Below are 13,483 nucleotides of genomic sequence, written 5' to 3'. Positions count from 1 at the left end.
AAGCTGCGGGGCCACGCTCGCTTAGCCGTGACCCCGCATTCATGCTTATGCCTACGCACCATCCTGGTGCTGAGCGCGAACGAGGTCTACGACCTCTTCGTACCGCGGCGAGTTCATGAAGTTGTCTACCGAAACGTGTGTCGCGTTCGGCGTCTTTTGGCGTGCCCGGTCAGTGAGCTGGTTCTGCGTGATCACCAGATCAGCCGACTCGTCGAGGTTCGCGATGGCCTTATTGGTCACCGTCACACCTTCGATGCCGGCCTTCTTGATCTTGTTCCGCAGCACGCTGGCACCCATCGCTGACGACCCCATACCGGCGTCACAGGCGAACACGATGTTGTTGATGCGTGTTGTTTCGAGAACACCACCGGTGAGCCCGCCGTCTGTCGACCGTGCGGACTCGGCTTCGTCGTACGCCGCTTCAGCGTTCCGCTCGACGGCGCCATCAGCGGCCGAGCTTGCACGAAGACCAGCGAGGGCCGCAGATTCCTTGCCCTTGTTGGCTTCGGTTTGCGCGATTGCTGCGCTGAGGTCGCCGGTAAGGCCAGCCTCGAGGTCGCGCTTGCGTGTCGAGCGCAAGATGATTCCGGCGATGAGGAAGGTGACGAGTGCGGCGAGTGCGACCGACAGGTAGACCACCAGAAGGTTGCCGATGCCGCCAGCTGCGGGCCCGGCCGCGGCTGCCGTGATCGCGATGATGCTGCCGGGAGCTGCGGGGAAGGCAAGACCGCCATTGAGCAGCATGTTTGTCGCAACACCGGTTGCGCCACCAGCGATGAGAGCGAGGATCGTCATCGGCTTGCTGAGCGCATACGGGAAGTAGATCTCGTGGATGCCACCGAAGAACTGGATGATGATCGCACCAGGAGCCGAGGCCTTGGCCGCGCCGATACCGAAGAAGGTGAACGCGAGGAGCAGACCGAGACCCGGACCAGGGTTCGCTTCGATGAGGAAGAGGATCGATTTACCGGTCTCTGCAGCCTGCTCGATACCAAGCGGCGTGAAGACTCCGTGGTTGATCGCGTTGTTGAGGAAGAGCACCTTGGCCGGCTCGACGATGATCGAAACGAGCGGCAGCAGGTTCAGGTCAACGAGCCATCCCACGGCTGCACCGAGGACGGTGCTGATGCCAACCATGACGGGACCGAAGACAAAGAACCCGATGATCGCGAGAATCATGCCCAGGATGCCAGCGGAGAAGTTGTTGACCAGCATCTCGAAGCCGGGCTTCAACTTACCGTCCCAGAGCTTGTCCATCTGCTTGGTCAGCCACGCTGCGATCGGGCCCATGATCATGGCGCCGAGGAACATCGGGATGTCGGTACCAACAATGACACCCATGACGGCGATGGTTGCGACAACGCCACCTCGTTCGCCATAGATCATGCGACCGGCGGTGTTTGCAATCAGCAAAGGCAGTAGGTATGTCACCATCGGTGACACGAGGCCGACGTACTGCTGGAACGTGGTGCCGTCTTCAGCCTGTGCGAGGGTCGTCAGAGCGCCCTGCCAGCCAATTTGGCCGGCATCGCCGAACCCGCCCAACATATCGGCGACGGGGTACCACTGGCCCAGCCATCCGGCGGCGATGAAGAGCATCGTGATGAAGCCCCACGCGATGAAAGCGGCAATATTGGGCATGATCATGCCCGATAGGAATGTGCCGAATCGCTGTACTGCAACTTGCGCCCGCTTGCCGCCTGATGCGGGCGCTGCGGTTGACGTCGATGTCATTGCACTGTCTCTTTCTGTGTGATTGGTGCTTTTAGTGGGAAACGATCGCTTGCGCGTTCGCACGAGCCGTCGCCGCATCCGTTGCGGTGAGGGCAGCCTCGGCGACACGCTGTGCGTCGTCGAAGGTGTATTTGAGGAGCGTGGCGCGCACGTCAGCGAGCGCCGTCGGGGCCATCGACAAGCTCGTCGCTCCGAGACCGACGAGGACGACTGCCAGCAACGGATCCGCTGCGGCTTCGCCGCAGATGCCGACAGGCTTTCCAGTAGAGCGCCCGGCGGCACCCACCTCACGCACAAGGCGCAGCACGGCCGGGTGCCATGGATCCTGAAAACTCGACACCGAACCAAGTAGGCGGTCGGCAGCCAGTGTGTACTGCGTCAGGTCGTTTGTTCCGATCGACGCGAAGTCCGCTCGCTCGAGGATATGGTCAGCCAGAAGCGCTGATGAGGGAACTTCGACCATGACGCCCGCGGTCTTGATGTCGTATTCCTTGGCGAGCGCGACGAAGTACTCAGTTTCTTCGACCGTCGAAACCATGGGCGCCATCACCCAGAGGTCGGCCGACGTCGCGGCATCCGCTTCGGCAAGTGCCGTCAGTTGCTCGCGAAGAATGTCTTCGCTTGCGCGGAGTGCGCGCAGTCCCCGGAGCCCGAGAGCTGGGTTTTCCTCGTGAGCGTCGTTGAGGAAGGGGAGGGGCTTGTCAGCGCCGGCATCGAGGGCTCGCACCACGACCTTTTTGCCGGGGAAGGCCGCGAGGAGCTTTGTGTAAGACTCGCGCTGTTGCTCGACGGTCGGTGCTTGGCTGGCGCTGAGAAAGAGGAACTCGGTGCGAAAAAGTCCGACGCCTTCGGCTCCGAGCTCAACCGCGTCCGCGGCGCCGTCAGGATTTCCGAGGTTGGCGAGGAGCGGTATGGGCGTTCCGTCGGCCAGTGCGCCCGGGGTGATCGGGGCAGATGCTGCCTCTTCCCGGTCGGCGGCGCGGCGAGATGCGCGTTCACGCTCGTCGTCGGACGGGTGCGTTGTCACGACGCCGGCAGCCGCGTCGACGATGACCATTTCGCCTTCAGCCAGCTCTTTCGCGCCCGCGGCGCCGACGATCGCGACGATCGATTTTTCGCGAGCGAGAATGGCTGTGTGTGAAGTGGGGCCACCTTCGGTAGTCACGAGCGCGAGCACCTGCGACAAATCAAGGAGTGCTGTGTCGGCGGGGGCGAGATCTTTCGCAACGAGTACGAACGGGTGGCCGGGGTCGGGCACGCCGGGAGCTGCAACACCCTGAAGACGTGCGATGACGCGCTGCGCGACATCGTCGAGGTCGGCTGCGCGCTCTCCCAGGTAGCCGCCCATCGCGCTCAACGCGTCGCGGAATGTTGCAAAGGCGTCGAAGACTGCCCACTCCGCGGTCTTGCCGTTGGCAATGCGGGAGTCGATTTCTGTTTCAAGCGAGGGGTCTTCTGCCATCATCGCCTGCGCCTCGAGTACTTCTTTCGCGGCGCCACCGGCTTCGGAGCCGCGCGATTCGAGTTCGCGCGCAACAGCGGCGACAGCTTCACGGGCGCGGGCAGTCTCTTCTTCGCCGCTGATCTTGCTCGGCGAATCGGCGGGCGCGGGCAGTGGGTCTGCCATTCGAGCGACCGGTCCTTGGGCGATACCCAGTCCGATTCCGACCCCGCGTAGTTCCGCCATTGTGTTCTCCTTTGTGCTGCTCTGTGTCGTGCTCATGCGTGCCGTTATGCCTCGTCGTGGTCTGTTGACAACAACTCGGTGAGGTCGTCGATAACGGCCTCGGCCGTTGGCCCTGATGCGTTGAGGGTGACGTAATCGCCGTAGTTCAAACCAAGGGCGATGACGCCGAGAATGCTGGCGGCATTGACAGGGGCGCCAGCGTCTTTCGAGATCGTGATCGGGATGCCGGCATCCTTCGCCTTTTGCGCGAACATCTTCGCGGGGCGTGCGTGTAGACCGTGAGTTGATCCGATGCGTACCGTGCGCGTGACCTGGGTCATTCGGTTTCCTTCTTTTCAGACACGTGAGAGAGCGCTGGTTCGCCCTTGCTCAAGCCGATGGCGCTGTGAACCAGCGCGAGAGTACGCGAGCCGTCGAGGTCGCCGAAAATATCGTCGGGGAGCACAGCCACAGTCACGCCCTTAGATGCAGCGCTTGCTGCGATGTTGTCGAGCTCGGCCTTGAGGTGGGGCCCCAGGAGAAGTACGTCAGTGGCATCCAGGTCTATTTCAAGTGAGCGGAGGGTTCCTGCTGAGGAACTGTAAGAGAGGTCTCGTGCACGAGCGGCATGGCGAAGCCGCTGGGCGACGAAAGTGCTCGACGCGCCCGCGCCACACACCACTAAGATCCTCATTGACCTGCCTCCTCGTTATTTCATTGTTGTGAGAACGCTGGGAGCGCACAACCAGAGGTTTTTCCCACCCCGCGGAAAGCTTCTGCAGATTGCCGTGAGAACGGTACCGAGCGCCGATGACCGAGGCGTGATGAAATGGAGTGCTGGCGTTCGTGCCGGTGTAACCCGGAGGCGATGGTGACAAGAGCACGGCAAGACCGTTTGCTTGCACTTCTCCTACGTAACGGGGCGTGGGCAACGGCATCAGTCCTCGCCGACACGCTCGGCGTCACCCCGCGAAGCGTGCGGTCGTACGTCACAGCGCTCAATGCGCGCGTCGACAGCGGGGCGGTGGTGGAATCGGGCCCGCTCGGTTACCGCGCGGGCGCCGGAGCATCCGCTGCGTGGCGGCCGGGAGAATCGGATGCCTCAACTCCACGCGACCGACTTCACACTGTGGTGCGGGCGTTGCTCGACAGCTCCGACGGCATCGACGTCTTCGAGACGGCTGACCGTCTGCACGTGAGTCCAGCGACTCTCGAGGCTGACCTCGCGCGTGTCCGCGGGCTGCTCGGCGGCACAGCCCTTGTTCTGGAACGTTCCGCCGAGCGTGCTCGGCTCTCTGGCACCGAGGCCGCCCAGCGGCGGTTGCTTTCCACTCTGGCGCACGACGAGATGGATGCTGGTTCGTTCGATCTTGAAGCGCTCCGGCGCGCTCTCGGTGTCGGCTCCGCCGGAGCGGGCGCGTTTGGTCAGTTCAAAGTCGATCTCGTTCAAGCGCTCAGCGCCGAAGGGTACTTCGTCAACGAGATCGGTATTTCAGACGTTCTGATGCACATCGCTATCGCGGCAGATCGGGTATCGCACGGTCATCCCCTGGAGAGTGTGAGTGGGCATGTGCGTCCGGCAACAGATCAGATCGCCGGGATCCTCGGCGAACTCACCGAGCGCCATCTGGGTATCCGTCTCGGCGCGGGCGACCGTCGCCACTTAGCGACCCTGGTGTCCACTCGCGTCGTGGCACCGGGGGCGGCATCGGCGAGCGAAGAGGCGCGAGCTCCTCTCGACCCTGATGTCGAGGCATCCGTTCGTGCTGTCGTCACAGCGGCCGCGGCCGAATTCCTCGTGGACATCGCACACGAGGATTTCATCGTGAGGCTTGCCCTCCACGTGCAAAACCTGCGGTTGCGCGCGCAGGAGCAGGCGTGGTCGCGAAATCCCCTCACCCGGTCTTTGAAATCTACCTATCCGATGATGTTCGAAGTCGCGGTGTTCATCGCGAGCGGGCTGAATGAGCGGCTCGGCATTCCGATCCTCGATGACGAGATCGCCTACATAGCAATGCACGTGGGCGGGCGTCTGGAGCGCAGTCGTCGCGCAGACCACTTGCTGACGGCGACAATCGTGTGCCCTGGGTACTACGAACTTCATGAGCTTCTACGCTCCAGCGTGGATCGGTCTCTGGGTCAGGCCGTCGAGGTCGTAGGGGTCGAGACCCGCATCGACCCGGATTGGGATTCGATCACGACTGATCTTGTTCTAACGACCATCGACCCGCCAGCGCCGAACGACCGCGTAGTGCGAATTCAGCCCTTTCTCACGGATGCTGATGTGGAACGCGTGCAGAACGCGGCCGGTCGGGTGCGACGCGGACGCCGACTTGCCCGACTTCGTACCGAACTGGAACGTTACTTCGATGCCGAAGCATTCGTCCGCGGCGTCGATGCGAACGCCGGCGAAGATGGAGTCATCCGGCAGCTGGGAGAACGGCTCGTCGCACGTGGGGTGATAGACGAAAACTACATCGAGCGCACGATTGAACGTGAGCGGCTCTCTTCGACAGCTTTCACCGATGCGCTCGCCGTGCCGCACGCGATGGGAATGACGGCGTCCCGGACGGCAATCGCAATCGGTATCGCTGAACCCTCAATGACCTGGGGTGACGGGCGTGTGCAAGTCATCGCTCTCGTGGCTTTCTCGGAAAGCGACCGAGAGGCATTCCAAACGGTCTTTGAACAGTTCGTCGAGGTGTTCAGCGAACGAGACAGTGTGCAGCGCATTGTTCGCCGCGGTACTGATTTCCCCTCGTTCCTCGACGAACTCGTCGCCGTCATCGACGGCTAGGTCGCTAGGAAGACTGCTCAGTCACGACGACGCGAGGCGCGCTTCGAGGCCGCGGCGGACGCCTGGCCATTCGTGGGGGAGTATCGAATAGACGACGGTATCGCGGAGCATCCCGTCGGGGCTGACCTGATGGTTGCGCAAAACCCCATCGCGGCGTGCGCCAAGTCGTTCAATCGCCGCACGTGACTGACGGTTGTGCCAGTGGGTGCGAAACTCCACAGCGATGGCATCGCATTCATCGAACGCGTGTGAGAGCAAAAGGTGCTTGGCCGCGGTGTTCACCGCTGAACGCTGTGCACGTATGCCCAGCCAGGTATACCCAATCTCGACGTGTCGATTGGCCTGATCGATATTGCAAAACGTCGTCATCCCGACGGCTCGTCCCGAGCTCAGGTCGCGAACGGCCCAGGGATTCATGTCTCCGCGTTCGTGCAGCCCACGGCGTCGATCAATCTCGTGTTCTACCGTGTCGCCGGTCGGAACCGATGTGTACCAGGCGTGCTCAAGGCCGACTGTCGCATCGCGAAGGTCGTTGGCGTGTGCCTGTGCGAGCGGTTCAAGGCGAACATAGTCGTTCGCGAGGGTGACAGCGGTGGTGAGCAGCATCCTTAGATCGTAAACGGATGCCTCAGCTCAGCGAGTCGAGAACTTCCCGTGCGCCCGCGGTGAGTGCAGCGAGGCGCTCGGCAGCATCAGCCGCCGATGATCCGCGCACATCGAGATACAGCTTGAGTTTGGGTTCTGTGCCACTGGGGCGCACGATGATTCGCGAGCCGCCCTTCAACCAGAAACGAAGGACGTTGCCGGGTGGCAGATCGTCGATTCCGGTGAGGAGGTCGTCGACACGTTTGACTTTGACAGTCCCGAAGCGATCCGGCTGGTCTTTGCGCAGCAGCGTCATGATCGTGTCGATGACCGAGAGGTCCTCGACACGTATCGAAATCTGGTCGCTGGCGAAGTAGCCGAATGTCTGCTCGAATTCGGCGAGGAGCCCAGAGATCGTGGTCCCTCGGCCACGCGCATCGGCGGCAAGGCCGAGCATCGCAATCGCGGCCGAGATGCCGTCTTTGTCTCTGACAGTCTCGGGATTCACGAGGTAGCCGAGGGCCTCTTCGAACCCGAACGCCATTCCGGGTGCGCGGGAGATCCACTTGAAGCCGGTGAGGGTGGCAAAAAAGTCGAGTCCGTAGTGATCGGCGATCACCTCGAGACCGGGCGACGAGACGAGCGAGCAGGCGAGTGACACGTCAGTCGTCGTGGGTGTGCCCTGCTCTTCGCGGGACTCTGCGGCCCGGCGCGCGGCCCGCCATCCGAGCAAGAGGCCTACTTCGTTACCACTCAGCCGACGCCAGCCCCCATCGGCAGCGCCATCTGGCACCGCCACAGCAAGACGATCGGCATCGGGGTCGTTCGCGAGAACGAACTCGGCGTTCGAGGACCTTGCCGTCTCAAAAGCGAGGTCCATCGCGCCTGGTTCTTCCGGGTTAGGAAAAGAAACCGTGGGGAACGCCGGGTCGGGGTCAATTTGCTCCGATACAACTGTCGGAGCGGGAAATCCCGCGGCGCTGACGACGCGGGAGGTTGTTTCCCATCCCACACCGTGCATCGCGGTGTACACCCATTGCATTCCGGCTGCTGATTCGGGTGCGGGAGCGACAGCCGCGGTCGCGGCAATGTATGCCTCGACGACATCGTCGCCCGCGCGGACGTAGCCGAGGTGGCGAGGAATCCTCGTGATATCGCCGCCTGTGGCGACTCGATCGATGTGACGGGCAATCTCTCCGTCTGCGGGTGGCACGATTTGGGATCCCTGGTCATCGCCACCGAGATAGACCTTGTAGCCGTTGTCGTTGGGTGGGTTATGGCTCGCCGTCACCATTACTCCCGCTGAAGCATTGAAATAGCGCACAGCGAAGGCCAAGACCGGGGTTGGGAGCATGCGGGGCAACAGGATGGCGTGCAGACCAGCTCCCGCGAAAATTTCTGCCGAATCCAGAGCAAATCGCTGGGAGTTGCGTCGCCCGTCGTATCCGACTACGACAGAGGGCGTTTCGTCGTCGCTGCCGTTTTCTGCGAGATAGGCCGCGAGCCCCGCCGCTGCTTGGGCGACGAGCACGCGGTTCATCCGGTTGGTGCCTGCGCCGAGTTCACCGCGCAATCCGGCTGTTCCGAAAGCGAGCCGAGTGCCGAATCGATCTTCCAACTCAGCCTGGGCTTCTGGGTCATCTGAACTAGCGATAAGAGCCGTGAGCTCGTCGCGGGTTTCTGGATCAGGGTCTTGCGCCAGCCATGATCGCGCTGCGCTGAGGTTTCTCGGCTCCATTGCCGAGCTGCCAGTGTCGTTCACAGTTCTCCGATCACTCGAGCGAGCAGGTCTGAAATGACCGGCTCAGCAGCCTGCCCGGCCTCGATGACCTCGGCGTGGCTTAGCGGGGTCTTCTGAATACCGGCTGCGAGATTGGTGATCAGCGAGAAGCCGAGCACCTCCATGCCCGACTGGCGGGCGGCTATGGCTTCGAGCGCAGTCGACATGCCGACGATGTGACCGCCGAACGACTTCGCCATCTGCACTTCGGCGGGGGTTTCATACTGAGGACCACGGAACTGGCAGTAGACGCCCTCATCGAGCTCGGGGTCTACCGACCGGGCCACGGCGCGAAGGCGCGACGAGTAAAGGTCCGTCAGATCGATGAAGGTTGCACCCTCGAGTGGGCTCGCGCCGGTGAGGTTGATGTGGTCGCTGATCAGTACGGGTTGCCCTGGCGTCCAGTTCTCACAGATGCCGCCGGCGCCGTTCGTCAGCACCATTGTGCGAGCACCTGTCGCCGCAGCGGTCCGTACGCTGTGGACGACCCGGCGCGCACCGTGGCCCTCGTAAAAATGCGTGCGAGCACCGATGACAAGCACGTGCTTTCCACCGGGAGTGAGAACGCTTCGCAGCGTTCCGACGTGGCCTTCGAGTGCGGGCTTGCTGAAACCCGTGACGTCGGTCGCGGGGATCGTCGCGATGGTCTCGCCGAGAAGCTCGGCGGCTTTTCCCCAACCGCTCCCGAGCGTGAGTGCGATGTCGTGTGATTCAACGCCCGTGATGCGGGCGATGTCGTCCGCTGCCTGCTGCGCGATCTCGAAGGGATCAGTCGCACTGTCATCGAGCGGGTTGTGAGTGGGGGATACCATACCCCCCACTCTATGAAATCGGAGCCGTTTTACCGCAACGCAGGTTGTTTTAAGGTTGCTGTGTCAGTGGCACCACCGCGCTCGGGGCAGAATGGAAGTCATGTCTCTGAGCTTCGAAAGCAGTCAGCGCGTCGCCATCATCGGCGGCGGACCCGGCGGGTACGAAGCAGCTCTGGCCGCAGCCCAGCTCGGCACAGAGGTCACTCTGGTCGAACGTTTGGGCGTCGGTGGGTCGGCTGTGATCACTGACGTGGTGCCGTCGAAGACGCTCATCGCGACTTCCGATGCTGCTGTCGCTATCTCCCAGGCCAGTGAACTGGGCGTGCAATTGTTCGCACGCGGCGGCGATGGAAAACCGCTTCGCCCAGAAATCGCTATCAACCTCGCGGCGGTGAACCGCCGACTTCTGTCTCTTGCGCGGCAGCAATCGGACGACATGCGGGCTTCGCTCGCAGACGCCGGAGTTCGCATCATCTCGGGTCAAGGCCGACTCGAGGGGACCAACACCATTGTCGTCTCAACCGACGCTGGTGGCACTGACTTCGAGCGCGTCGAAGCCGACACGATCGTCGTTTCGGTCGGTGCGTCGCCGCGAGAGTTGCCGAGCGCGAAGCCAGACGGCGAACGAATCTTGACCTGGACGCAGCTCTACAACATGAAGACCGTGCCGTCGCACCTCATCGTTGTGGGATCAGGTGTGACCGGAGCCGAGTTCGCCTCGGCGTACATGAATCTCGGTGCGAAGGTCACGTTGATTTCGAGCCGCGATCAGGTACTGCCGGGAGAAGACGCGGATGCCGCGGCTGTGCTCGAGCGCGTGTTCACCCGAGGTGGAATGACCGTGCTCTCCAAATGTCGCGCCGACTCCGTTGTACGCAGCGATGACGGTGTCGTTGCCACTTTGAGCGACGGTCGAACCGTCGAGGGTAGTCATTGCCTGATGGCGGTCGGCTCGATTCCGAACACTGCGGGAATCGGTCTCGAGCAGGCAGGCGTGCAAATGACCGATTCAGGTCACATTCGCGTCAACCGTGTCGCACGAACATCGGTGCCGAATATCTACGCGGCGGGGGACTGCACGACATTTGTGCCGCTGGCATCCGTTGCCTCTATGCAGGGGAGAACAGGCGTTTTCCACGCCCTCGGCGATGTGGTCATTCCCCTCGAGCGTCGACGAATCGCCGCCAACATCTTCACAGCGCCCGAGATTGCGACGGTCGGCTGGCAGGAGAAGGACATCGCAGAAGGCAGGATCAACGGAATCGTGCACAAGCTGCCGCTCGCGGCGAATGCGCGCGCCAAGATGATGGGAATCAAAGACGGTTTCGTCAAGATCATTGCTCGCCAGGGGAGTGGCACGGTGATCGGTGGCGTCATCGTCGGGCCGCGCGCATCCGAGCTGATCTATCCCGTGGCAATCGCCGTCGAGCGTCGACTCACGGTTGACCAGGTTTCTCGTGTTTTCGCGGTCTTCCCGTCTCTTACGAGCAGCATTCAAGACGCGATGCGTGCCATGCACCTGGTGGACAACGGCCCTTCAGAAGAGGACTGACAACTCGGATAGTTCTGCGGCCGAGAAACCGCCGCAGAACTATGAGATCGTGAGCAGTTGGTGTCCCGCTGACACAGTCGTACCGGGCTGCGCGTCGATCGCGCCGACGACGCCGTCCTTGTGCGCTTGGATCGGCTGCTCCATCTTCATCGCCTCGAGAACGACCACCAGATCTCCCTTGACGACGCTCTGGCCGTGTTCAACAGCGAGCTTCACGATGGTTGCTTGCATGGGAGCCTTAACTACGTCGCCCGATGCTCCGGCCGAGGCACTTGCCGCGTGTGAGCGTCGCGCCGGTGGGGCAACTACTGGCCGGCCACTCGTGGCTGGAGCGCTCACGATGCGGTCCGGAAGGCTCACTTCGAGCCGCTTCCCCGCGACCTCGACGACGACCGTGTGGCGTCCCTCGGTAGGTGCGGGGTCGGACATTTCGCCATCCCACGCCGGAATGTCGTTGACGAACTCGGTTTCGATCCACCGCGTATAGACACCGAAGGTGCCGTCTTCTGCGACGAACGCTGGGTCTCGCACCACCTTGCGGTGGAAAGGAAGCACCGTCGGCATACCGGACACTTCGAACTCGTCAAGGGCTCGGCGCGCGCGTTCGAGCGCTTCGGCACGAGTGCGACCTGTCACGATGATCTTGCCGAGAAGCGAATCGAAAGCGCCGGAAACGATATCGCCGGCAGTCACGCCAGAATCGAGGCGGATGCCGGGGCCACCGAATGTTTTGAAAACGTGGATCGATCCCGGCTGGGGCAGAAATCCGCGACCAGCGTCTTCGCCGTTGATGCGGAACTCGATCGAGTGGCCGGTAGGTTCTGGGTCGGCGTATTCGAGAACGCCACCTTCTGCAAGGCGGAACTGCTCGCGAACGAGGTCAATGCCGGTGACCTCTTCCGAGACGGGGTGCTCAACCTGCAGGCGCGTGTTGACCTCGAGGAATGAAATCGTGCCGTCGGCCCCGATCAAGAACTCGCACGTGCCTGCTCCGACGTAGCCGACCTCGCGGAGAATCGCCTTTGACGATTCGTAAAGCGTGGTGTTCTGTTCCTCGCTGAGGAACGGGGCAGGTGCCTCTTCGACAAGTTTTTGGTGGCGGCGTTGGAGCGAGCAATCGCGCGTCGAGACGACGACGACATTGCCTGCGGCATCCGCGAGGCACTGCGTTTCGACGTGGCGCGGTCGGTCGAGATATTTCTCTACGAAGCACTCACCGCGGCCGAAAGCGGTGATGGCCTCGCGCGTTGCTGAGTCGAACATCTCGGGTACTTCTTCGAGAGTGCGAGCGACCTTGAGGCCGCGGCCGCCGCCGCCGTAGGCGGCTTTGATTGCAATTGGCAGCCCGAATTCTTCGGCAAAGGCGACGACCTCTTCGGCGCTGTTTACCGGGCCGGGGGTGCCTGGGGCCAGTGGTGCTCCAACCTTCTCCGCGACGTGGCGTGCTGTCACTTTGTCGCCGAGGGCCTCGATTGCGTCTGGGGATGGTCCGATCCAGATGAGACCTGCGCTGATCACGGCGCGAGCAAATTCGGCATTCTCGGCAAGAAAGCCATATCCGGGATGTACCGCATCGGCACCTGAGCGGCGGGCTATCGAGAGGATCTTCTCGATAGAAAGGTAGGTATCAGCGCCGGTGGCGCCGTCGAGTGCGTACGCCTCGTCCGCGAGGCGCGTGTGCAGAGCGTCGCGATCCTGATCTGCGTAGACGGCGACTGATGTCTTTCCGGAGTCACGTGCGGCACGAATGACGCGGACGGCGATCTCGCCGCGGTTTGCGATGAGGACCTTGGCGATATGAGGCATGATGGCCAGCCTACCGAGGTGTAGGAGGTCGTTTTTGACCGACTCCCACAAGAAAGCAAGCCGAACGTGTGCGGAAGCCTACGACGTGCAGGGCAGTTCTATATGCGATTCCACAGCGAGGGCCAGTCTGCGCCGAGCTCGCGGCACAGTCTTCGCAGCGTCGACAGTGACATTCCGACCACAGTAGAGGGGTCGCCCTCAACGCGGTCAATGAACGGTCCGCCCAAGCTGTCGACAGTAAAAGCACCAGCGACAGCAAGTGGTTCACCCGTTGCAACGTACGCGTCGATTTCGGAGTCTGTAACGTCAACGGCGAAAGTGACCGCGGCTTCGGCAACGGCGTGTGCTTCGCGCGGAGGGTGCCCAGGCTCAACCCGAACTACAGCGTGACCCGAATGCAGAACGCCGGTCTGGCCACGCATCTGATGCCAACGTGCTGTCGCAATCTCCGGCAAGTGCGGCTTGCCCAGTACTTCACCGTTGATTTCGAACATCGAATCGCCGCCGACGATCAACCCGTCGAAGCCCGGGTCGGAATCGCTCACGCGAGCGACGACGTCGGCGGCTTTTCGGCGCGCGAGCAACAGGACGTGCTCAGCAGGCGCCAGAGTTCGCTCTTCGGCGGCTTCCACCGCCGCGATAACAGCCTCTTCGTCGACTTCCGGTGACGATGTCTCTGGCTCGATTCCGGCCTGCCTCAGCAGCATCAAACGAGCGGGAGAAGTAGAAGCAAGCAACAGGCGCACGATTC

Annotated in this window: 11 protein-coding genes; 2 read left to right on the top strand and 9 right to left on the bottom strand. The window is 62.3% G+C overall.

From position 1 onward, the window contains the following. Positions 1-51: 51 nt before the first annotated feature. From G6N83_RS03165 to G6N83_RS03150, 4 genes are read right to left on the bottom strand one after another with little or no spacing between them, the layout of a single operon-like run. The gene (locus G6N83_RS03165) at positions 52-1,734 is read right to left on the bottom strand and encodes a PTS mannitol transporter subunit IIBC (RefSeq protein WP_165139209.1); all 1,683 of its coding nucleotides are present in this window, start codon (positions 1,732-1,734) and stop codon (positions 52-54) included. A gap of 31 nt (positions 1,735-1,765) precedes the next feature. Beyond that, a complete protein-coding gene (gene ptsP / locus G6N83_RS03160) occupies positions 1,766-3,421 on the bottom strand; it encodes a phosphoenolpyruvate--protein phosphotransferase (protein WP_165139207.1) in 1,656 nt (551 codons plus the stop codon). 44 nt (positions 3,422-3,465) lie between these two features. Further along, positions 3,466-3,741, bottom strand: coding sequence for an HPr family phosphocarrier protein (locus G6N83_RS03155; protein WP_165139205.1), 276 nt, complete (start codon positions 3,739-3,741; stop codon positions 3,466-3,468). After that, positions 3,738-4,094, bottom strand: coding sequence for a PTS sugar transporter subunit IIB (locus G6N83_RS03150; protein WP_165139203.1), 357 nt, complete (start codon positions 4,092-4,094; stop codon positions 3,738-3,740). Before G6N83_RS03150 ends, G6N83_RS03155 begins: the two co-directional genes overlap by 4 nt. A gap of 174 nt (positions 4,095-4,268) precedes the next feature. On the opposite strand from G6N83_RS03150, the gene G6N83_RS03145 reads away from it, so the two are divergent. Then, the gene (locus G6N83_RS03145) at positions 4,269-6,197 is read left to right on the top strand and encodes a BglG family transcription antiterminator (protein ID WP_165139201.1); all 1,929 of its coding nucleotides are present in this window, start codon (positions 4,269-4,271) and stop codon (positions 6,195-6,197) included. A 21-nt stretch (positions 6,198-6,218) separates the two neighbouring features. Here G6N83_RS03145 and G6N83_RS03140 read toward each other — a convergent pair whose 3' ends face one another. The 3 genes from G6N83_RS03140 to G6N83_RS03130 are packed head-to-tail and all read right to left on the bottom strand — an operon-like array spanning position 6,219 to position 9,374. Next, on the bottom strand, positions 6,219-6,803 hold the full coding sequence (locus G6N83_RS03140; protein WP_165139199.1) for a GNAT family N-acetyltransferase: 585 nt from the start codon (positions 6,801-6,803) through the stop codon (positions 6,219-6,221). A 22-nt stretch (positions 6,804-6,825) separates the two neighbouring features. Beyond that, positions 6,826-8,520 carry a phospho-sugar mutase gene (locus G6N83_RS03135; RefSeq protein WP_165143075.1) on the bottom strand — a complete coding sequence of 565 codons (1,695 nt, stop codon included), beginning with the start codon at positions 8,518-8,520 and terminating at the stop codon, positions 6,826-6,828. 20 nt (positions 8,521-8,540) lie between these two features. Further along, positions 8,541-9,374, bottom strand: coding sequence for a purine-nucleoside phosphorylase (locus G6N83_RS03130; protein ID WP_165139197.1), 834 nt, complete (start codon positions 9,372-9,374; stop codon positions 8,541-8,543). A 100-nt stretch (positions 9,375-9,474) separates the two neighbouring features. Between G6N83_RS03130 and G6N83_RS03125 the strand changes: the two genes are divergently transcribed. After that, complete coding sequence (locus G6N83_RS03125; protein WP_375782618.1) at positions 9,475-10,926, top strand: NAD(P)H-quinone dehydrogenase; 1,452 nt, start codon at positions 9,475-9,477, stop codon at positions 10,924-10,926. A gap of 39 nt (positions 10,927-10,965) precedes the next feature. Here the strand turns inward: G6N83_RS03125 and G6N83_RS03120 are convergent, their stop codons facing one another. Both G6N83_RS03120 and G6N83_RS03115 read right to left on the bottom strand, forming a co-directional pair. After that, positions 10,966-12,732 carry an acetyl/propionyl/methylcrotonyl-CoA carboxylase subunit alpha gene (locus G6N83_RS03120; RefSeq protein ID WP_165139193.1) on the bottom strand — a complete coding sequence of 589 codons (1,767 nt, stop codon included), beginning with the start codon at positions 12,730-12,732 and terminating at the stop codon, positions 10,966-10,968. Positions 12,733-12,830: 98 nt separating this feature from the next. Then, a complete protein-coding gene (locus G6N83_RS03115; protein WP_165139191.1) occupies positions 12,831-13,478 on the bottom strand; it encodes a Maf family protein in 648 nt (215 codons plus the stop codon). Between the last annotated feature and the right edge of the window lie 5 nt (positions 13,479-13,483).

The sequence above is a fragment of the Microbacterium endophyticum genome, from assembly GCF_011047135.1.
In the GTDB taxonomy this organism is placed as follows: Bacteria; Actinomycetota; Actinomycetes; order Actinomycetales; family Microbacteriaceae; genus Microbacterium; species Microbacterium endophyticum.
This window is presented reverse-complemented; position numbering and strand designations above follow the sequence as displayed.